This is a genomic window from Robiginitalea aurantiaca (assembly GCF_030380815.1).
GTDB classification, from domain to species: domain Bacteria; phylum Bacteroidota; class Bacteroidia; order Flavobacteriales; family Flavobacteriaceae; genus Robiginitalea; species Robiginitalea aurantiaca.
The window spans coordinates 308,442-329,321 of the sequence record NZ_JAUDUY010000002.1; the positions used below are offsets into that span (position 1 = coordinate 308,442).

Consider the following 20,880-nt stretch of genomic DNA (forward strand, 5'->3'; position numbering starts at 1 on the left):
TTAAAGCTGTTCCTTATTGCGCATGCCCTTAAAGTATTCTAGTTTTGCTTAAACCCTTTAAGTTGTGGACGCTCAGATTTTAAACAACGTAGCAGAAGAGTTCGGTGCTCCTCTCTACCTCTATGATTCCGAAAAGATTCGATCCCAATATGAAAGGCTCACCAGGGCCTTTAAGTCCGTACCCTCCCTCAAGCTGAATTACGCGGTCAAAGCGCTTTCAAACCTCAGTATCCTGCGTCTGATGAAGCAATTGGGCAGTGGCCTGGATACCGTATCCATTCAGGAAGTACGCCTGGGGCTTCACGCGGGTTTCAGCCCGGAAGAAATTATTTTTACCCCTAACGGTGTATCTCTAAGTGAGCTTGAAGAGGCAGCAGGTCTGGGGGTTCGGATAAATATCGATAACCTTTCCGTACTCGAGCAATTCGGATCCAGGCATCCCGAGGTACCTGTCTGTATCCGTATTAACCCTCATGTGATGGCCGGGGGTCATTCCAACATTTCGGTAGGGCATATTGATTCTAAATTCGGAATTAGCATACACCAGATTCCACACCTCCTTAGAATTGTCGACCTCACCGGAATGAATATCAATGGGATCCACATGCATACGGGAAGTGACATCCTGGACATCGAAGTGTTTCTTTATGCCTCTGAAATCCTTTTCGAAACGGCAAAGAATTTCAGAAACCTCGACTTTATTGATTTTGGGAGCGGCTTCAAGGTGCCCTACAAGGAAGGGGATATCCAAACCAATGTGGAAGAACTGGGAAGCAAACTCGGAAGCAGATTTAATGACTTTTGCAAGGAGTATGGAAAAGAACTCGTCCTCGCATTCGAGCCCGGAAAATTCCTCGTAAGCGAAGCCGGTTATTTCCTGGCCCGGGTGAATGTCGTAAAACAGACTACCTCCACCGTATTTGCAGGGGTTGATTCCGGATTCAACCATCTGATCCGCCCCATGTTCTACGGTGCCTCACATGAGATCATCAACATATCCAATCCCGGGGGAAAAGAACGCTATTACTCCGTTGTGGGTTATATTTGTGAAACCGATACCTTTGGCAGCAATCGTCGGATTAACGAGATTTCGGAAGGGGATATCCTGTGTTTTAAGAATGCCGGGGCGTATTGTTTCTCTATGGCGAGTAATTATAATTCGAGATACCGTCCGGCGGAAGTACTCTGGCACGAAGGTAAAGCGCACCTGATACGCGCTCACGAGACCTTCGAGGATATCACCCGGAATCAGGTGGATCCTGCAGGCCTTTTTGAGCCTGAGGAAAGGGTTGTAAACGTAAAATAAAAGCCGCTTTTGAACGTTAGGTTTTTAACGCACCAAATTGCGCTTATCTAAGAGATGAAAAAGATTCAATACATAAGCATCACTCTGATTTTATGCTTTCTTGCCCTTTCAGGGGTTCGGGGTCAGGAAGTTTCCTGGATGACCTGGGAAGAAGCTGTGCAGAAAGCCTCAACAGATCCTCAGCCCAAAAAGCTCTTTATCGATGTTTACACGGATTGGTGTGGCTGGTGCAAAAAAATGGACAAGGATACCTTTCAGAACCCTGAGGTAGCCGCGTACATGCGCGAGCACTTCTATATGGTCAAATTGGATGCCGAGCAAAAAGAACCTATCGAATACGGCGGCAAGACCTATACCTTCGTGGCTTCAGGTCGCCGGGGATATCACCAATTGGCAGCTTCCCTTTTGCAGGGACAAATGAGCTATCCCACAGTGGTTTTCCTCGATGAAGACATACGTATGCTGTCTCCGGTACCCGGCTATCAGAAACCCGGGGATTTCCTGAAGATCGCCAAATTTTTCGGGGAGGATATCTACAAGCAGAAAGACTGGCAGGAATACAGCGTTGAGGGCCGGTAGACTGCACCACCGATCAAAAACACCTATTTTTTTTCAGCGATGCCTGAAATTCTTCAGGCCAATGCGATTAACGACTATAATTGGGCGATTCCTTGGTAATAGTGACATCGTGCGGGTGGCTTTCATGGATGCCACTGGAGGTAATTTTCACAAAACGCCCATTTTCCTTTAATGCTGCAATATTGGCGGCTCCACAATACCCCATTCCAGCCCTTAGCCCACCGACAAACTGGTGAATGCTCTCGAACAGATCCCCTTTGTAGGGTACCCGGCCTACTATGCCTTCGGGTACAAGCTTTTTGATATCATCCTCCACATCCTGAAAATAGCGGTCCTTTGAACCGTGTTTCATCGCCTCTACAGAACCCATACCCCTGTAGGACTTGAATTTCCGTCCTTCGTAAATAATGGTCTCACCGGGAGATTCCTTTGTTCCGGCCAGCAGGGAACCGAGCATTACCGTGTCCGCTCCCGCAGCAATAGCCTTCGGTATATCCCCCGTGTAGCGTATCCCGCCATCGGCAATTACCGGGACACCGCTTCCCTTGATCGCTTCGGCTACTTCCAGCACCGCCGAGAATTGAGGAAAACCGACTCCGGCAACAACCCGTGTAGTGCAGATTGAACCCGGGCCAATACCTACTTTAACAGCATCCGCTCCGGCATCCACCAAATAGCGCGCTGCCTCAGCGGTCGCGATATTCCCAACAATCACATCCAGGTTGGGAAATGCTTTTTTGACATCTTTTAAAACCTGAACCACTCCCCTGGTATGGCCATGTGCTGTATCGATCACAATAGCATCCACGCCGGCACCGACAAGGGCCGTTGCCCTTTCCACGGCATCAGGTGTCACCCCGATGGCTGCCGCCACCCGAAGTCGGCCATAGGAATCTTTATTCGCGATTGGTTTTTGGGTGAGTTTGGTAATATCCCTAAAAGTGATGAGCCCGACGAGTTTGTACTCCGCATCAACAACAGGGAGTTTTTCAATTTTATTTTCCTGGAGGATGTCTTCGGCTTCCTCCAGGGAGGTTCCCTGACCAACAGTGACAAGGTTCTCCGAAGTCATCACCTCCGATATCGGCCTTTCATTATTTTTCTCAAACCGTAAATCCCGATTGGTTACAATCCCAATCAAACGACCCGAATCATCCACAATCGGGATTCCCCCGATACTGTGCTCCTTCATACTCGCCTTGGCATCCTGTACCACGGCATCCAAAGGCAGGGTCACCGGGTCCAGAATCATTCCGCTTTCCGCCCTTTTGACTTTGCGAACCTTCATGGCCTGACCTTCAATAGTCATATTCTTATGCAACACGCCAATTCCCCCTTCACGGGCTATGGCAATCGCCATTCGGGATTCGGTCACCGTATCCATGGCTGCGGATACGATGGGAATATTAATCCGGATATTCCGCGTAAACTGGGTTTGGATATTTACTTCTCGTGGGAGTACTTCGGAATAATTTGGAACCAGGAGGACGTCTTCGTAGGTAAGGCCCTCTCCGAGTATTTTGGCGCTGTGAGCTTCCATGGCAATTAAGGATTAATTGCGTGCAAAGATACTACTTTTTGGGGTAAGGAAAGGAGTTTATTCTCTGGGATATAGTCACCAACACTTCTCTTTAAAAAAACCAAAGATTTTAGCTCCCGAAATTTGGAAATTAGAAGTTAGGTTTTAGATTTGTACTTTATTTAGAATTAGTCCAAATTAAGACAATCATGCGTGCATTGACGAAGGTTCTTTTGATATTTCTCCCCCCCATGCTTTTTTCTCAACAGCAGGATACTACTGCTCTGGGCACTCCCGTTAACCTTAGCGAAGTGGTACTTGAAGCCAAGGTGATATTCGGAAGCAAGTTTGCAGCAAAAAATCGCACGGGTTCATCCTATTATATTTCACCTGAGGAAATTCAGAAATTTAACTATACAGATGTCAGCAGGGTACTGAGATCCGTACCCGGGGTAAATGTGGTTGAGGAAGATGGCTTTGGACTCCGGCCCAACATCAGCTTAAGGGGTACCTCTCCGGAGCGGAGTTCCAAAATTACCGTAATGGAAGATGGGGTCCTGATCGCCCCGGCCCCATACAGTGCCCCGGCAGCGTACTATTTCCCGACGATTGCCCGAATGCAATCGGTTGAGGTACTTAAAGGGAGTAGTCAGGTGCAATATGGTCCCTATACCACAGGCGGGGCCATCAATATGCTCAGCACGGAAGTGCCTGAGACCTTTGGAGCCTTCCTCAATGCGAGTTACGGGAGTTTTCAGAGTTCCCGACTCCATACCCAGTTGGGGGATAGCCGGAAGAATTTTGGATATGCCGTTGAGTACCTGAACTACAGTTCCGATGGCTTTAAGATCCTGGACGGAGGCGGGGATACCGGTTTTAACAAAAATGACCTGGTGGCCAAATTCCGCCTGAATACGAGTCCGGAAGCTGCTATACAACAAGCTCTAGAGTTCAAATTCCAGTATTCAGACGAACGCTCCGATGAAACATACCTGGGACTGACCCAAAGTGATTTTGAAGCGACGCCCTTAAGGCGCTATGCGGGATCTCAGCAGGATCTGATGTCAACGGATCACGTGCAATTTACCATTTCGCACACCCTGGATTTAAGCGAAAATTTCAGGATTAGCACCACGGGTTACAGAAACGACTTCAATCGGAACTGGTATAAACTCGACTACCTGACCTTAGACGGAGCCCGGGAAGGTATTGCCGATATTCTGGAGGATCCCGAAACTTTCGATTCGTACTACCAGGTAGTCAGTGGAAGCGCAGATAGTCCGGCAGATGCGCTTTCCCTCAAGAACAATAACAGGGAATATCTCTCAACGGGGATTCAGACAAAACTCGACCTCCACTGGACAGGAAGGAAAACCTTTCACGATATAGAGGTAGGCCTGAGATACCATTATGATGAAGAAGACCGGTATCAGTGGCTGGACGATTATGCCATGCAAAACGGGCAACTGCTGTTAACCACGGAGGGCATTCCGGGTACAGATGCCAATCGCATTAGTGATGCCCGTGCCTTTGCTGCCTATACCATGTATAAGTTCAAAATCAATGACCTTACCCTCACCCCTGGTTTGCGTTACGAGAACATGACCCTCGGTAGAGTAAATTATGGGAATGCAGATCCTGACCGAACGGGAGCAGACCTTTCTACCAGGGAAAACAAGGTGGATATTTTTATTCCCGGGATTGGCTTTAATTACAATTTCCAGAACCTGTCGCTCTTCGGAGGGGTACACAAAGGGTTTGCCCCTCCGGGTAGTGAAGAAGGACAAAATCCGGAAGAGAGTATTAATTATGAGATAGGGACCCGATTCTCATTTGGAGACTTCGCCGGGGAGCTTGTTGGTTTTTTCAATGATTACAGCAATCTTTTAGGGAGTGACCTGGCTGCCTCCGGAGGTACCGGATCGCTGGATCAATTCAACGCCGGGGCAGTCAACGTAGGTGGGGTTGAGCTTCTTCTGAACTACAATTTGCTGCAAGGGAATTCAAAATTCGACCTCCCTATAACCTTTTCCTACACCTACACAGACACAGCCTTCCAGAGTGATTTCGGAAGCGATGAAGACCTTTGGGGAGAGGTGAGTGTGGGAGATGAAATGCCGTATATTTCAAAGCATCTGTGGAATGCAGGCCTGAGCCTGGAACACGATAAATTTGAACTGAATGTCAATGCGCGGTTCACAGGGGAATTCCGAACCCAGGCAGGGCAGGGACCTATTCCGGATGGAGAAAAAGTAGCTTCAAATTTTATTCTGGACTTTGCCGGCAAATACCACGCGGGAAAACACCTGAGCCTTACCGCGAACATCATCAACCTCCTGGACGAGACCTACCTGGTTTCCAGGGTTCCCGCTGGGCTGAGACCAGGACATCCTTTCGGGGCGTTTGCAGGGCTGCAACTTCGCTACTAATGGGAGTATTTCCAGTGAAGTCCTGCCCACCGTCTGGCAGGTTATTGCGAAGCGATCAGAGGTAGTTCTGGAAAAGGTCCTTTGCCTTGTTATAGGCGGCCTCAAATGCCATCCAGTTTACCCCGGTATCTGCTTTCTGGCTTGTGAAATAGGACAGTAATTTTTCTGTGGGCATATTACCGGTTAACTCATCCTTGGCCATGGGACACCCGCCAAATCCCTGAATCGCCCCGTCAAATCTCCGGCATCCTGATTTGTATGCGGCCTCCACTTTCTCGTGCCAGCTCAACGGATGGGTATGCAGGTGCGCCCCGAATTCCACCTGGTCATAGTGCGGTATCAGGTTTGTAAAAAGGTAAGATATGATTTCCGGAGTTGAACTCCCTATTGTATCCGAAAGCGAGAGGATTTTAACACCCATCCCGATCAATCGTTCTGTCCATTCCCCGACAATATCGATATCCCAGGGATCCCCATAGGGATTTCCAAAACCCATAGAGATATACGTGACCACTTCCTTGCCACTGCCGGCGGCCACATCGAGAATATCCTTCAGTATATCCACCGACTGTTCTATAGTTTTGTGGGTATTCCGCATCTGAAAATTCTCGGAAATGGAAAACGGATACCCAAGGAAAGCAATCTGGGGAAATTCAGATGCAGCTTCTGCCCCCCTGAGATTGGCCACGATAGCCAGCAGGTTGCTGTTTGTTTTTTCAAGATTCAGCCCAGCGAGAACTGCAGCAGTATCAGACATCTGCGGAATGGCCCTGGGTGATACAAAACTTCCAAAATCTATGGTGTCGAAGCCACAATTTAACAAGGACTGAATATACCGTATTTTAGCATCCGTAGGTATAAAAGTCCGTATCCCCTGCATTGCGTCTCTAGGGCATTCTATTATTTTAACGCGTTCAGGCATCCCTAACTATTTTCCACTTCAAAAGTATCACTAATTCCCGGAAGCCAGAATTCATAACGTGTTTTCGTATCTTCCAATACTGGACAAAATCCCATCCGTATGAAAATCATCGTGTTTTTTGTGTTCATGTTATGCGCACCTTGTACTCAGGCCCAAATTGTCGATCTTTATAAAATGCCTGTCTCTAAAGATAAAAACACTGCGTTGCGACACGTAGTTCTTTTTAAATTCAAATCAGAAACTGCTCCGAGAACCATTGAGCAAATTGAAAAGGCCTTTGCATCACTGCCGTCCAGGATATCGGAAATTAGGGCCTTTGAATGGGGTACCAATAATTCTCCCGAAGGTCTCAATAAAGGATTCACGCACAGCTTTATACTAACCTTCGATTCGGAAGCTGACCGCGATGCGTACTTGCCACATCCGGAACACAAGCGCTTTGGGGAACTCATTACCCCATGGCTGGAAGATGTCCTTGTTTTGGATTACTGGATTCACCCGAAGACACCCTAAGAACCTTTTCTGAGGTAAGTATATGAAGGGTTTTCGCAGTGGCCTCGTTCCAGACACCTCTTTTTGACGAATTAACGGCCGAAACATCCTATAATTTGATAAACCAGATATAGTTCGAATAGTTTTAAGGACCTAAAAAGCATTTAAAACCTGAAAGGTTATAGCGATGACAGAACAATTAATTGTCAACTTTACCCCAACGGGGATGATCCCCACCAAGGAATTGACGCCCCATGTGCCTGTCGATGTGGACGAAATAGTCCGGGATGTCCATAAAGCATGCGACCTGGGCATTACCATGGTCCATCTCCACGCCAGGGACCCCCTGTCAGGAGTCCCGACGTATAAAAAGGAAATTTACGCGGAGATCATTCGGGGCATCAGGGATTTTGCCCCCGAACTCATCATTTGTGTCTCTTTGAGTGGGCGCAACTTTACAGAACTGTCTCAGCGCGCAGACCCGCTTTATCTCGATGGGAACCTTAAACCCGATATGGGAAGCCTAACCCTGAGCTCTTTAAATTTCAACCAGACCGCCAGTATTAATGCGCCATCCATGGTCCAGGACCTGGCCCGTGTGATGAAAAATCGCGGAATCCTCCCGGAACTCGAGGCCTTTGACCTGGGAATGATCAACTACGCCCACTACCTTCACCGAAAAGGCCTACTTGAGCCACCCTTTTATTTTAATTTGCTCCTGGGGAACATCGCCTGTGCCCAGGCGAACCTGCTTCATGCCGGGATGATGGTGAACGAATTACCAAATGACTCCTGTTGGAGCCTTGCGGGTATCGGAAATGGGCAATTAAGGATGAATTCGACTGCTATTGCCATGGGAGGGGGAGTCCGGGTTGGGATAGAAGACAATATCTGGTACGATGCAGGACGAACTACCCTGGCCACCAATCGTGCCCTGCTGGAGCGGATACACAATTTGGCGCGGGTAAACGAAAGAGCCGTAATGCCCCCTTCTGAACTCCGAAAGCGTCTGGAATTAAAGCCTGGAAATGGGAACTATGGCAGATAATACTAAAAAAGAAACTTCACACCGGGAAGCCGGCAGGTTTTACAAACTTCATCTGATCCGCCACCGAATCAAACACGGGTTAATCCTGCATAGCTTTTTTAATCTGTTACTCAGGGTGGGGATTTCCATAAATCCATATTGGATTGATGAAGAAGGCCTCCATCTCTGTGAAGAACCGGAAATCCGGGACGACCCGGCCCTTTACAATACAGGGCCTGTGGATAAAAAGGTAGTCTTAGAACTCTACCAAAACCTCCGCTGGAATACCGAAGAACTCATGGATCGACTCCAATCCGATTATCAGGCCGTGGGGCTTTTCCGGCAGGATGCCCTTGCAGCCTTTATGCTGATGCGCTACCACAGCTTTACGTATAGAGGAAATCGCATTGATTTGTCCAAAGACGAGGCCTATCTGGAGAACATGTATACATACGAAGATTACCGGGGTCGGAGTCTTGCCCCCTATCTGCGTTATCAGGGATACAAAAAGCTTGCCGACGAAGGGAAAATCCGCTGCTACAGCATAACCCAGTATTTCAATAAATCCTCACAAAAGTTTAAAGCAAAATTGAACGCCAGGCATTCAGAACTTTGGTTGCATATCGGGTTGTTTGGCAAATACAAAAGGAATTTTCTCCTCAAAAAATACCCCTCTTCCAGGGCCTAGTTTCCCTCCCAAAGTCCCTTTTGACCCCCTGGGCAAAGATACGCGTATGGAATCGAGATGCCACCCCATGCTTCAAAGCGCATCTAAAGGATTCCTTATGTATCTAAGGAAAGATTGCGCTTAAGCAATGCGGTATTGATCTGTTTTATCAGAGCCGGGCCCTCATAAACAAATCCGGTCCACAGTTGCACAAGGCTTGCCCCGGCATCCAGTTTTTCCAGGGCATCTTCTGCACTGTGGATACCCCCTACGCCTATAATCGGGAAAGCACCGTTACTTTTTTGATGCAAAAAACGGATCACCTCCGTACTCCTGCCTGCAAGTGGCTTGCCACTTAAGCCCCCCGTTTCCCCGGACAAAGATGGCTCCGAACGAAGCCCCTCCCGGGAAATCGTTGTGTTGGTGGCGATGACGCCATCCGTTCCCGTATCTTCTATAATTTCAACAATATCCAAAAGCTGTGTCTCGTTGAGGTCCGGTGCGATTTTAAGAAGTATTGGTTTTTCCCTGGTATCATGGGAAGCGGCATGCAGTTTACCGGCTTTCTTAAGCATGCTGAGCAATTCCGTAAGGGGGGCTTTATCCTGAAGTTCCCTTAGCCCGGGGGTATTTGGAGAACTAACATTGACCACAAAATAATCGACATACGGATAAAGCTCCTTCAGGCAATACAAATAGTCCTCCACCGCCTGGTCATTTGGGGTCGTTTTGTTCTTCCCTATATTCCCGCCAACCAAAACGTCATGGGGAACCTTTAACCTGTCAACAGCAATGTCAACCCCCTGGTTGTTAAAACCCATGCGGTTAATAATGGCCTGGTCCGCTTTTAGACGGAAGAGGCGCTTTTTGGGATTGCCTTCCTGAGGCCTTGGTGTAAGTGTCCCGATCTCTATAAATCCGAAGCCAAACCCAGCGAGTTCCCGAAATAACCTGGCATCCTTGTCAAAACCCGCAGCCAGCCCAACAGGATTCGGAAAAGTTAGCCCCAAAACTTTTGTTTCCAGGCGTTTATCCCTTTGAAGGAACCGCATCCGTATAAGGGGGCCAAAACCAAAGCGATACAAAAGGCCTATGGTTTTAAAAGACCAGTGATGAACTTTTTCAGGATCAAAACGGAAGAGAAGCGGGCGTATGAGTTTCTTATACATCTGGGCCGGAAAATTTGACCAAAAGTACAAACTTCCCCTCAGGCCTCCTACTCCCTTTTAAGGGCGGTCACTAATGTTTATCCCCACCTAACATCGCCTGCGAGGTAGGCTCCAGGGGGTACAGGTCGAGTTCCGCACATAATTCTTCGTATTTCCGATACTGTGCGGGTCGGAAAATACCGAGAACGAGCCTGTCGTAGAATCGCGAATTGCGGACCATCTCCTCTTTAATCGCCTCGTATTTCTGTCCCATAGCCGAAAGCTCATCCGGGGTTCGTTGGGGATGAGACGCCAGAAGCTCATCGAGTTTTGTCTGCAAAGGGCCGTTTTTCGTCTCCAGAGAATCCACCCATTGAAGCATACGTTCCTGCTGATTTACATCAAATTCAAAGACCTTGGCGATTTGTTGCGGGTCCGTGCCACCTAACCCTAAAGGACAGTCCTGCCCGTAAGAATGACCTATGGCCAGACCTAAAATGCCTAAAAAGAGGTTTTTCCAAAACATGGTCCGAAATTACAAAAGAGATGCTTTATTCGAATACATAAATTTATTTTTGAAGAAAAGATCCTATGAATTCCCTTAAAGAGCGATTTCTGCGTTATGTGCAAATAAACACTGAGAGTGATCCAAATTCCGCTAGCTGCCCGAGCTCGGAGCGGCAATGGGACTTGGCTAAATTGCTTAAGCAAGATCTCGAAGAAATCGGGCTTCAGGAGGTTGCCTTGAGCGACAAGGCTTACCTAACCGCTACCCTGCCTTCGAATACGAATGGCCCGGTACCCACAATTGGATTTATCTCCCATTTTGATACAAGCCCGGATTTTACAGCTGAGGGAGTAAAGCCCAGGGTAATCGAAAACTACGACGGAAGGGACATTGTGCTCAATAGTCAAAAGAACATTGTCCTGTCCCCGAATTACTTTCCCGAACTGACAAACTACACAGGACAAACCCTGATCGTGACCGACGGCACCACGCTTCTCGGGGCCGATGACAAAGCGGGCATCGCAGAGATCATTAGCGCTGTCGAATACCTGATAAAGCATCCTGAAATCCCCCATGGGGAGGTTCGAATTTGTTTTACCCCTGATGAGGAGATCGGAAGGGGTGCCCACCACTTCGATGTTGATGCTTTCCGGGCTGCATGGGCCTATACTGTGGACGGAAGCGAGATCGGGGAACTGGAATATGAAAATTTCAACGCCGCTAAAGCTGAGATACGCGCTTTGGGGAAGAGCGTGCATCCCGGGCTTGCCAAAGACAAAATGATCAATGCGATTACCGTAATTCGGGAGGTCTTATCAGGACTTCCGGAAAATGAGGTCCCGGAACGCACTGAAGATCGTGAGGGTTTTTACCATATCCATCACCTGAAGGGCCATATCGAGGAGGCCTCCGCCCAGTTAATTATCCGGGATCACGACAGGGCACAATTTGAAAAACGCAAAACGCACCTCGAATCCCTTGTAAGGGCTGCCAGAGAGAAATACGCAACTGGAATAGAACTGGATATCACAGACCAGTACTACAATATGAAAGAAAAAATACTTCCGGTTTTTCCGATTGTAGAAGTGGCAGAGGAGGCGATGCGATTGGTTGGGATAACACCTATTCTAAAACCCATTCGGGGAGGTACGGATGGATCTCAATTGAGTTATATGGGTCTCCCCTGCCCTAATATTTTCGCCGGAGGTCATAATTTCCACGGGAAATACGAATACATCCCGTTGCAAAGTATGGAAAAAGCTGTGGAAGTTATCGTCAGGATTTGCGAGTTAACGGCAACAAAATCCCCGGAAACATGGAAGCAAATGAGAAGCTAGAAGCCTATTTCCAAAAAAGCGGAGCTTTCAAAGAAGGTATCGCAACCCTGCGGACACTCGCACTGGAATGCGGACTAGAAGAAACCCTGAAATGGAATGCGCCAGTATACACCTGGGCGGGGAAAAATATCCTGGGAATCATGGCGTTCAAAAACCATTATGGCCTTTGGTTTTTTAATGGGGTTTTTCTGTCGGATCCCCTGGGCGTATTGCAGAATGCACAGGAAGGGAAAACCAGGGCCATGCGCCATTGGAAATTCAGGACTGATGATCACATTGAAGCCGAAAAAGTGAAAGCGTACATGGAAGAGGCGATCCTGATCGAAAAGAAAGGCCTGAAGGTCGGCCACAAACCGTCTGTGAATCGCGAAATTCCATCTGATTTAAAGGCCCTCTTATTGGCAGATCCCGCACTAAATACCGCATTCTTCGGGCTTACCCCTTACAAACAGAATGATTATTGCGAATACATCGCATCGGCCAAACAAAAAATAACCCGCGATAGACGACTGGAAAAAATCATCCCAATGATCGCTAAAGGGGTTGGCCTTAACGACAGGTATCGCAAATAAAGACATTCTGCGGATGCTCAATCCAGGCTCCAGCCATTGTGATAATGGCTTCGGGCTATGGCGTTGGCTTCGGGGTCCTTAAAACGACCCGATTCACTGTCCCAGTAAACCTTACCCCCCATCTTATAGGCCACATTGCCCATGTGGCATACCCTGGCGGCATGATAACCAACTTCCACAGGCGCCTTCAGCATCGAGGGGTTACCGGTTTTCAACGCTTCCAGAAAGTTTGAAGTATGCAGGTTTAGCCCGCTATTCATTGAAGGCTGCAGCGGTACGGCTTCCATCTTGGGCTTGTCAGTGAGCCTGCGCCAGCCCTCGTGTTCCACTTCCGGGATAACCTCCCAGCCCCCCCGGTCCAGGACCAGAGTACCGTTATTTCCAATAAATGCAATCCCGTGATTTCGGCCATAATTCCCCCCATCGATTCCTGTGGCGTGTTCCCAGAGAAGCGTAAAATCACTAAATTCATATATGGCCTGCAGGGTATCCGGAGTTTCAGAAGCGTCGTTGGGGTAGGCGAATTTCCCACCTGTAGCCGTAATTGAAATTGGACTCGCAGCCTTCATCCCATAGAGGGCGTAGTCGATAAGATGTACTCCCCAGTCCGTCATGAGACCGCCTGCGTAATCCCAGAACCATCGAAAATTGAAATGGAACCGATTTGGGTTAAAAGGCATTTTAGCCGCCGGACCAAGCCACATATTGTAGTCCACCTCTTTCGGAGCTTCTGAATCGGGCAATACAGGTATGGGCTTCATCCATCCCTGATAGGCCCATGACTTTACGAGCCTTATTTGGCCCAGCGCTCCCGAGTGCACAAAGGAAATAGCCTTTTCGAAGTGGGGTTCGCTCCTTTGCCACTGACCCACCTGAACCATGCGGTTTGAATTGTGAACTGCGTTTAACATCCGATCTGCCTCATCGATGGAATTCGCAAGCGGCTTTTCACAGTACACGTGCTTCCCGGCGTCCAGGGCATCTATGAGCTGCAGGCAGTGCCAATGATCCGGCGTACCTATTATGACCATGTCGATATCCTGCTCCTCCAGAAGTTTCCGATAATCTGTAAATCGCTTTGGTCCGGGACGTCCCGCCTCAATTAGTTCTGCTTCCCGCCTGTCGAGAACTCGGGTATCTACATCACAGAGGGCAGCGACCTCGATCTCCGGGTTACGCATAAAAGAGGACAGGTTCGAAAACCCCATGCCATTACAGCCGATAAGCCCAATGCGTATACGGTCGTTTGCTCCCAGTATTCCCCTGGGGGTTGCCCAAAGGGATGAGGGAAGCAGCAAGGCAGCTGAGCCTGTGAGCAGGCTATTTTTTAAAAAGGTTCTTCTTGGATTCATAAGCGCGGATTATAGAGGTTTAAAATACTGAATTTAGGGCATATTGTTTTCTATAAACCCTCATGTATTTGCCTTTAGTGACTTCAATGGCCTTCCTGCGCGATCCACGGTTTGCCAGTTATTATATCGTGTAAAGCGCAGGCAGCACAGGAATTTACGGGTAAATGTTAGAGGATTAAAAATAATTGGGTTAACTTCTAACCGTATACTATAATAGTCACTATCACAATGAAACTTTCCAAAAGCAATCTATCCCCGATAATTCTCTTCTTTTTTTTATTGGGCATAAGCCTGCAAGCACAGGTAGAACGTGTGATCACCCTGGAGGTGAACACCGCAGATATCGAGAATCCCAATGTCAATGATTTTTGTGGCTTTTTGGGACAAGATCCAGATGTGAGCAACGAAGATTACACCATTGAGGCGAATGTGGGGGACGTGATTATCTGGCGGGGCGTTTCCACTTCTTCGCCCGAGGATAGGGTTGAAATCCGGACCATCAATCATGAAGGAAGCAATGGGGGCCGGGATATTTTTGGTTCTAACACCATAAGAGGGGAAGACGGGGAGGTCCGCGCAACCATCCTCAACACTACCGACGAAGGCGCTGATTACAAATACAAAATACAATTCAGGGTATTCAACGACGGGAGAAGAAGAAGGGGTACTTTTAATATTGATCCAAAGATAAAGGTGGTTGGCCGGTAAATTCAATAACACTATATCCAGCTTTTTTATAAAGCGCTCTGCACAGACAGGCTTTCGGGCAATTCGGAAAGCCTCATCTGGTTTTGCAGTATGCCTGTTCATGTCCGGGCTTTCGCTATTCAGCCAGAGTCAATCCGAAGTAGATAGCCTGGAGCAAGTCTATCTCCAGGGTGCTTTTGAACCAAGGGACAGCCTTGAGATTCTGACTGATCTCGCCACGGATTTTCAGGATCCCCAAAAGATTTTAGAGTACAGTGATGTGTTAATCGAAGTGGCCCTAAGGCAGGATTCCACACGAAAATTATACTCGGGGTACCTGCAAAAAGGCAATGGCTATCTAAGACTGGGAAATCAGGTAGACGCCATTGAAAATTATTTTCAGGCCGCCAAGTATGCCGGGGATACGGAGTCAGCCATCACACTTGGAAGTGTTTATGTAACCATTGCAGATACCTACTCCATGATGGATAACATAGGTAATGCACGCGAATATTACAAGCGCGCCATTGCAATGTTGCGTAAGACCACCGATACCCTTTCGCTTGCAACAGGTCTGGCAAATGCAGGGGATTTTTACTACCGGCAGGAAAAACTCGATTCCGCCCTCATCTATTTTGAGGAAGCAGGCGCCCTTTTTAAGTCAATTGATTACACTTTGGGAATTGGCTATTATGAGGGCTCCCTGGGTATGATCTACGGTGCCCAGGGCAGGCATGCTGAGGCCCTTGAAAAGCTCAATCTCTGTTTGGACATCCTGGAAGAAGAAGGGGATTACTATGGGGTGTCTGCTTTTTTACCCTTTATTTCAGATGTACATAAATCCCAGGGAAACTACAATGCTGCCATCCGCACTGCAAAACAAAGCCTTGAAATTGCTGAGAAGTACAGGCTAAAAGAGCAAATTCGCGATGCAAATCTACAGCTATCGGAATTGTACGAATTACTTGGAAGACCCGCTGAATCCCTTAAATTCTATAAGGACTACACCACCTATAAGGACAGTATCAGCAATATTGGAAATGTCCAACAGATGGCCCGCCTGCGGACCAATTACGTGATCGACCAAAAACAATCTGAAGTCAACCTTCTCGAAAAAGAAGCAGAAATAAGTGAATTGAGGGAGAAACGACAGGATGCTGCCCTTTATGTGGCCATAGCAATCGTCTTTCTGACATTTTTACTGGCCTACGGACTGTACAGGCGGTATATATATATCCGCAGGACACGAGATGTCATCGAAAAGGAGAAATCGCGCTCTGATGAACTCCTGAAGAATATTCTTCCTGAGGAAACCGCTGATGAACTCAAGAAATACGGCAGGGTTAAAGCAAAAAGATTCCAGTCTGTTTCCGTCCTGTTTGCCGATTTTGTCGGTTTTACGACCTATTCTGAAAAAATGAGTCCGGAAGACCTTGTAAAAACTGTGGATTACTATTTCTCCCGTTTCGATCAGGTCGTTGAAAAATATGGCCTGGAGAAAATCAAAACCATGGGGGATTGTTACATGTGCGCAGGAGGCCTGCCCTTTCCTACAGAGGATCATGCTGTTAAAATGGCACACGTGGCATCGGAGATCCAGGAAATCGTCTCCGGGGACGGCTTCTCGGAAGTCACCGGTTTTGAGATACGACTTGGAATACACACGGGGCCAGTAGTTGCCGGGGTAGTCGGGACCAAAAAATTTGCCTACGATATCTGGGGGGATACCGTCAATATCGCTTCCCGCATGGAGTCGGGTTCCCTGCCCGGGAAAATCAATGTTTCAGAAAGCACCTACCATCTGATCAAGGATCATTTTGAATGCGAATTCAGGGGAATGTTGCAAGTGAAGAACAGGGGAATGATGAAAATGTACTTTCTTAACAAGCCTCGTGAAAAATCGGAAGAGGTGCTTCAGGTGGATGCCATGGGAATCGAAATCCCGAGAGATTGAAACCCTTGACTTTGCTGTTTTAGTGGAGGCGGCAAAGCTGTTCGCAAGCGTATAGCTGCGAAAAAATGATCTACCGGCACGCTCAGGCTTAACTATTGATCCCCAAATACATTGTACGGAGCGTTTAAATTGCGCTCCTCAGCACCGGGGCATAAAAAAACACCGACCAACAAGCCGGTGTTTTTTTTCTTCCCTCGAAGAAACCCCTACTGCGTTTTTGCAGGGGTGTTAAGCTTCTTGCTCAACTCCATCGAAATGGCTGAACGGTCAAATTTCAGACGTCCTGCCATTGTTTCAATGATACAGGAGAAATCCTTGTCATTGAGATCCACCACCTTGCCATAAAGGCCACTTTTTGTGATGACTTTATCTCCTTTTTTCAAGGCTTCCGCAAACTTCTTTTCATCTTTCTGCCTTTTCATTTGGGGGCGTATCATAAAGAAATACGCAACCGCAAAAATCAATATCAGCGGAAGAAACTGTCCTAAATCACCCATAGTCTGGTTTTCGTTATATGGAGCTTATCCAATTAGTTTCCTGAGACAGGTCCCATTGCAGTTGAAGCCCCTGCTTTAGGCTGAACGAATGCTTTGATTCGAATCATTTCCTGCCCTTTGGCTGTGTTCGTGCTCAGGGTAACCGTTTTGATGACCTGGTTCATTCCAGAACCGTTGAACTTGACAACCATTTGAGATTTTTCTCCCGGTTGGATTGGCACATTCTTTGGATAGTCAGGAATGGTGCACCCACAGCTGCTGGTAGCATTGGTAATGATCAGAGGCGCCTCCCCTGTATTTGTAAAAACAAAGGTGTGCTCCTGTGGAGTACCTTGCTCAATTGTTCCGAAATCAAACTCCTGCTCTTCAAATGCGATTGAAGGAAGGCTCTTAGATGCCTGGTCACGCTCTGCCGCAACGGCAACGTTACCTTCATCAATACGCTCTGAAGCCTTTTCCTTGCACGATACAAATACAGTGATCGCAATAGCTCCGAGAATAATACTTAATTTTTTCATGATGACTTTTTTTTAAGATTGGTGCAAAATTAGGAAATATTTAGTTACAATAACCCCCTTCCGGTCTTTTTAAGCCTGCCCGAGGTCTTGTAATCCTTTGTGAGCTTGTCCAGAACACCATTGATGAAAATACTGCTTTTGGGCGTTGAATACTCCTTGGCAATCTCCAGATATTCATTAATGGAAACCCGTTCAGGTATGGATGGGAAGTAAAGCAATTCGGCAATCGCCATTTTAAGCAGAATAGCATCCAGTTCGGCAATTCGGTCTTTATCCCAATTGGGCGTTTTCCCTTCGATCTCAGCTTCCAGCTCTTCTCCCTTCAAAAGCGTTTTTTTCAATAACTCCCCGGCAAACTCCATATCCTCCTTGTTTTTAAGAAGCGGAGGAAGGAAAAACGAAGCCTCAGAGTCCGGTTTAACTTTTCGGAACTGTTTGATTAAATGCGTATTAATTAGCGGAAGGTCGTCTACCCATGTTAACGCTTCGTCTTCAAGAAATTCATAGACCTTATCATTAGGTGCGATTATCTCCCGAAATGCCTGTATGAGGAATTCCCGATCCGTCTCATAGGATTGATCGGTTTGGGCGTAGGCGGAATAAAGGTCACTGTCCAATAATTCAGCAAGGACAATCTTCACATATTTTTCGTTGAGGTACCACTGCTTTAATTTTCGCTTCTTGAGTGCCTCTGTCAGTTCTGAGTTCTCTGAAAGCTGCTTAAGTAGTTGATTTTGACTGAGTCGCAGTGGGTTGCCTTTATCCTGCGGACCTGACTTAAGGTAATTGCTGGATGCTTTTTCAGAGCGTTCTAGCGCCGCCTGATAAAGCTCGCGCAGAAATGACAAGATCAGAAGATACAGCGTATAGGTTTGCCCGATACTCTTGTTGAGAAACTCTTGTTGTTTTTCCAGCGAACCTCCGCTGGCAAGGGCTAGGGCATAAATGCATTGCATTACCTTAACCCTGAGATGCCTTCTTGTTAACATGCAAAGAACTATGTAGTGGTAAACGAGGTCAAAAGTACTAATCTATTTTAAAAAGGACGCAAAAATCATCTTATCATTCTTATAACATCCCCATCCGCAGCAAAGACCTATATTTGACATCGCAAATACAGGGAGCCTTATTTTTCACCCCACCCAGGAATGAAAGAACTCAAACACCTCAATAAATACTTCCGGAAATACTGGTTTAAACTGGTTATTGGTATCCTTATAACCATTACCGCAAGGGTGTTTCAACTCGTCATGCCATCCTATGTCGCCAAGATTATCGGCGTGGTGGAAAAATACCTTGCGGCGGAAGTCACCGAGACCGTTGCCCGCCAGCAATTGCTCGAGTACATTGGGATCATTATTGGCGCCGCCCTGCTTTCGGGGTTCTTTACCTTTTTAATGCGGCAAACCATTATCAATGTTTCGCGATATATCGAATACGATCTGAAAAATGAGGTTTTTGATCACTATCAGCGTCTGAGTCTGAATTTTTATAAAACGAACCGAACCGGGGATCTTATGAACCGAATCAGTGAGGATGTTACCCAGGTGCGGATGTATGCCGGTCCGGCGATTATGTATGGGATGCAGACCCTTACGCTTTTTGTCTGCCTGATTCCCCTGATGTTCATCAAGGCTCCGACGATTTCATTTTATGCACTGACCCCCCTGCCGGTCCTCTCTGTACTCATTTACTGGATCAGCCGCATCATCCACAAACGCAGTACAAGGGTACAGGTATTCCTGTCAGACCTGTCGACGTTTGCCCAGGAAACCTTTTCAGGAATTTCGGTCATTAAGGCCTATGTCATGGAGCCGCAGATCAATCAACAGGCCCAGGCGCTCGCTTTGGAGGGCAAAACCAAAAGCATGGATCTGGCGAAGGTCAATGCCTGGTTTTTTCCCCTGATGATATTGCTCATTGGGGTGAGTAATATTTTTGTGATCTATATAGGTGGAGTTCAATACCTGAACGGGGAGATTGAATCTATCGGAACCATTGCCGAGTTTATACTGTACGTCAATATGCTCACCTGGCCTGTGGCCATTGTGGGGTGGCTGACTTCGGTGGTGCAAAGGGCGGAAGTTTCACAGAAACGGATCAATGAATTCCTGAAGCAGGCACCCGACATTCAGAATCATTCGGATGTCGAAACGCCAGTACGCGGAAAGATCACTTTTGACAATGTTGGCTTTATCTATCCGGATACGGGCATTGAGGCCCTAAAAGATGTTTCATTCGAAATCAGTCCTGGGGAAACTCTTACCATTCTCGGGAAGACGGGATCCGGAAAGAGCACCATCCTCGAGCTGATTCCCAGACTCTACGACGTAAGCTCGGGAGAGATCCGAATCGACGACAGGCCGGTTGAAGAACTGAACCTCACATCGCTTAGGGAAGCTATTGGTGCAGTCCCCCAGGATGCCTTTTTATTTTCAGATACCATTGAGAATAACATACGTTTCGGAAAGGAAGATGCCACTTTAGACGAAATACGGGAAGTGGCAAAAATGGCAGTAGTGGATACGAATATCGAGGGCTTTTCCAAAGGGTATCAAACCGTTCTCGGAGAACGGGGCATCACCCTCAGCGGGGGTCAGAAACAGCGGGTTTCCATAGCCAGGGCCCTTATTAAAGATCCGACCATTTATCTTTTTGACGACTGCCTGAGTGCTGTCGATACAGAAACCGAAGAGGCGATCCTGTCCAATCTAAAGAAAGCCTCCCAAGGGAAGACCACCGTGATTGTAAGCCATCGGATTTCTTCTGCAATCAACGCTGACAAGGTGATCGTTCTGGAAAATGGACGGATAATTCAGGCGGGGAATCACGATGAACTCCTTGCCCAGGAAGGGTACTACAAGGAGCTTTACATCAATCAGCTATCCGAGAAAGAATCCTAGAAACTTGCTGTTTTAGCATTTTTTTCACATTTTTGATTTGCTAACCCAACCGTTTTGACCCAATGCGTGATAAAGATTTGATTGATCAGGAAGAGATACACTCCAAAGTATTGAGGGCTGGTCGAAGGACGTATTTTTTTGATGTACGCAGCACCAAGGCCGGGGATTATTACCTGACGGTTACTGAAAGTAAAAAATTCACCCACGACGACGGTTCGTTTCACTACAAAAAGCATAAGATATACCTTTATAAAGAAGATTTTGAGCCCTTTAGGGAAATCCTCAGTGAAATGATGGACTTTATCATCGACGAAAAAGGACAGGAAGTAATTTCAGAGCGACACCAGAAGGACTTTAAAAAGTCGGACTTTTCAGAAAACGGATCTGTTGAATCTTCGGGGAATAGTTTCACTGATGTGGACTTCGACGATATTTAGGACCTCGTGTTCTAATCTTAAGGCCT

Annotated in this window: 20 protein-coding genes; 12 read left to right on the top strand and 8 right to left on the bottom strand. The window is 47.2% G+C overall.

All coding sequences use genetic code 11. The features are described from left to right. The first annotated feature begins 64 nt into the window (after positions 1-64). Together lysA and QU605_RS04970 are read left to right on the top strand one after the other, a co-directional pair. On the top strand, positions 65-1,306 hold the full coding sequence (gene lysA, locus QU605_RS04965; RefSeq protein ID WP_289724171.1) for a diaminopimelate decarboxylase: 1,242 nt from the start codon (positions 65-67) through the stop codon (positions 1,304-1,306). Positions 1,307-1,360: 54 nt separating this feature from the next. After that, complete coding sequence (locus QU605_RS04970; RefSeq protein WP_289724172.1) at positions 1,361-1,885, top strand: thioredoxin family protein; 525 nt, start codon at positions 1,361-1,363, stop codon at positions 1,883-1,885. 67 nt (positions 1,886-1,952) lie between these two features. On the opposite strand, the gene guaB is transcribed toward QU605_RS04970, so the two are convergent. Then, the gene (gene guaB / locus QU605_RS04975; RefSeq protein ID WP_289724173.1) at positions 1,953-3,425 is read right to left on the bottom strand and encodes an IMP dehydrogenase; all 1,473 of its coding nucleotides are present in this window, start codon (positions 3,423-3,425) and stop codon (positions 1,953-1,955) included. A 188-nt stretch (positions 3,426-3,613) separates the two neighbouring features. On the opposite strand from guaB, the gene QU605_RS04980 reads away from it, so the two are divergent. After that, positions 3,614-5,833, top strand: coding sequence for a TonB-dependent receptor family protein (locus QU605_RS04980; RefSeq protein WP_289724174.1), 2,220 nt, complete (start codon positions 3,614-3,616; stop codon positions 5,831-5,833). A gap of 55 nt (positions 5,834-5,888) precedes the next feature. Here QU605_RS04980 and QU605_RS04985 read toward each other — a convergent pair whose 3' ends face one another. Further along, positions 5,889-6,755 (bottom strand): hydroxymethylglutaryl-CoA lyase, encoded by an 867-nt coding sequence (locus QU605_RS04985; protein ID WP_289724175.1) that lies wholly within the window; start codon positions 6,753-6,755, stop codon positions 5,889-5,891. A 99-nt stretch (positions 6,756-6,854) separates the two neighbouring features. Between QU605_RS04985 and QU605_RS04990 the strand changes: the two genes are divergently transcribed. The 3 genes from QU605_RS04990 to QU605_RS05000 all read left to right on the top strand — a co-directional run bounded on the left by QU605_RS04990 (position 6,855) and on the right by QU605_RS05000 (position 8,962). After that, the gene (locus tag QU605_RS04990; RefSeq protein WP_289724176.1) at positions 6,855-7,268 is read left to right on the top strand and encodes a Dabb family protein; all 414 of its coding nucleotides are present in this window, start codon (positions 6,855-6,857) and stop codon (positions 7,266-7,268) included. Positions 7,269-7,434: 166 nt separating this feature from the next. After that, positions 7,435-8,295 (top strand): beta-keto acid cleavage family enzyme, encoded by an 861-nt coding sequence (locus tag QU605_RS04995; RefSeq protein WP_289724177.1) that lies wholly within the window; start codon positions 7,435-7,437, stop codon positions 8,293-8,295. Beyond that, entirely contained in the window at positions 8,285-8,962 is a 678-nt protein-coding gene (locus QU605_RS05000; protein WP_289724178.1) for a hypothetical protein, read from the top strand. The genes QU605_RS04995 and QU605_RS05000 overlap by 11 nt, the downstream gene beginning before the upstream one ends. A gap of 95 nt (positions 8,963-9,057) precedes the next feature. Here the strand turns inward: QU605_RS05000 and QU605_RS05005 are convergent, their stop codons facing one another. Both QU605_RS05005 and QU605_RS05010 read right to left on the bottom strand, forming a co-directional pair. Beyond that, positions 9,058-10,110: a quinone-dependent dihydroorotate dehydrogenase gene (locus QU605_RS05005; protein WP_289724179.1), complete on the bottom strand. Its 1,053-nt coding sequence runs from the start codon at positions 10,108-10,110 to the stop codon at positions 9,058-9,060. A gap of 70 nt (positions 10,111-10,180) precedes the next feature. Further along, positions 10,181-10,615: a hypothetical protein gene (locus QU605_RS05010; protein WP_289724180.1), complete on the bottom strand. Its 435-nt coding sequence runs from the start codon at positions 10,613-10,615 to the stop codon at positions 10,181-10,183. Between the two features lie 65 nt (positions 10,616-10,680). Here QU605_RS05010 and pepT point away from each other — a divergent pair, with 65 nt between their 5' ends. Next, complete coding sequence (gene pepT / locus QU605_RS05015; RefSeq protein WP_289724181.1) at positions 10,681-11,934, top strand: peptidase T; 1,254 nt, start codon at positions 10,681-10,683, stop codon at positions 11,932-11,934. Further along, positions 11,913-12,506 carry a YdeI/OmpD-associated family protein gene (locus QU605_RS05020; protein WP_289724182.1) on the top strand — a complete coding sequence of 198 codons (594 nt, stop codon included), beginning with the start codon at positions 11,913-11,915 and terminating at the stop codon, positions 12,504-12,506. Before pepT ends, QU605_RS05020 begins: the two co-directional genes overlap by 22 nt. Positions 12,507-12,523: 17 nt before the next feature. Here the strand turns inward: QU605_RS05020 and QU605_RS05025 are convergent, their stop codons facing one another. Beyond that, positions 12,524-13,858, bottom strand: a complete 1,335-nt coding sequence (locus tag QU605_RS05025; RefSeq protein ID WP_289724183.1) for a Gfo/Idh/MocA family protein — start codon at positions 13,856-13,858, stop codon at positions 12,524-12,526. A gap of 228 nt (positions 13,859-14,086) precedes the next feature. Between QU605_RS05025 and QU605_RS05030 the strand changes: the two genes are divergently transcribed. Next, on the top strand, positions 14,087-14,566 hold the full coding sequence (locus tag QU605_RS05030; protein ID WP_289724184.1) for a hypothetical protein: 480 nt from the start codon (positions 14,087-14,089) through the stop codon (positions 14,564-14,566). Then, the gene (locus QU605_RS05035) at positions 14,556-16,499 is read left to right on the top strand and encodes an adenylate/guanylate cyclase domain-containing protein (RefSeq protein ID WP_289724185.1); all 1,944 of its coding nucleotides are present in this window, start codon (positions 14,556-14,558) and stop codon (positions 16,497-16,499) included. Before QU605_RS05030 ends, QU605_RS05035 begins: the two co-directional genes overlap by 11 nt. A gap of 206 nt (positions 16,500-16,705) precedes the next feature. Here the strand turns inward: QU605_RS05035 and yajC are convergent, their stop codons facing one another. Genes yajC through nusB form a run of 3 tightly spaced genes read right to left on the bottom strand, consistent with a single transcriptional unit; the run spans position 16,706 to position 18,503 of the window. Beyond that, a complete protein-coding gene (yajC, locus tag QU605_RS05040) occupies positions 16,706-16,996 on the bottom strand; it encodes a preprotein translocase subunit YajC (RefSeq protein ID WP_289724186.1) in 291 nt (96 codons plus the stop codon). Positions 16,997-17,028: 32 nt separating this feature from the next. Then, positions 17,029-17,514, bottom strand: a complete 486-nt coding sequence (locus QU605_RS05045; RefSeq protein ID WP_289724187.1) for a DUF1573 domain-containing protein — start codon at positions 17,512-17,514, stop codon at positions 17,029-17,031. 44 nt (positions 17,515-17,558) lie between these two features. Next, positions 17,559-18,503 carry a transcription antitermination factor NusB gene (nusB, locus tag QU605_RS05050; RefSeq protein WP_289724188.1) on the bottom strand — a complete coding sequence of 315 codons (945 nt, stop codon included), beginning with the start codon at positions 18,501-18,503 and terminating at the stop codon, positions 17,559-17,561. Positions 18,504-18,662: 159 nt separating this feature from the next. Between nusB and QU605_RS05055 the strand changes: the two genes are divergently transcribed. Both QU605_RS05055 and QU605_RS05060 read left to right on the top strand, forming a co-directional pair. Continuing rightward, entirely contained in the window at positions 18,663-20,417 is a 1,755-nt protein-coding gene (locus QU605_RS05055) for an ABC transporter ATP-binding protein (protein ID WP_289724189.1), read from the top strand. A 62-nt stretch (positions 20,418-20,479) separates the two neighbouring features. Beyond that, complete coding sequence (locus tag QU605_RS05060; protein WP_289724190.1) at positions 20,480-20,854, top strand: PUR family DNA/RNA-binding protein; 375 nt, start codon at positions 20,480-20,482, stop codon at positions 20,852-20,854. Positions 20,855-20,880: the final 26 nt, after the last annotated feature.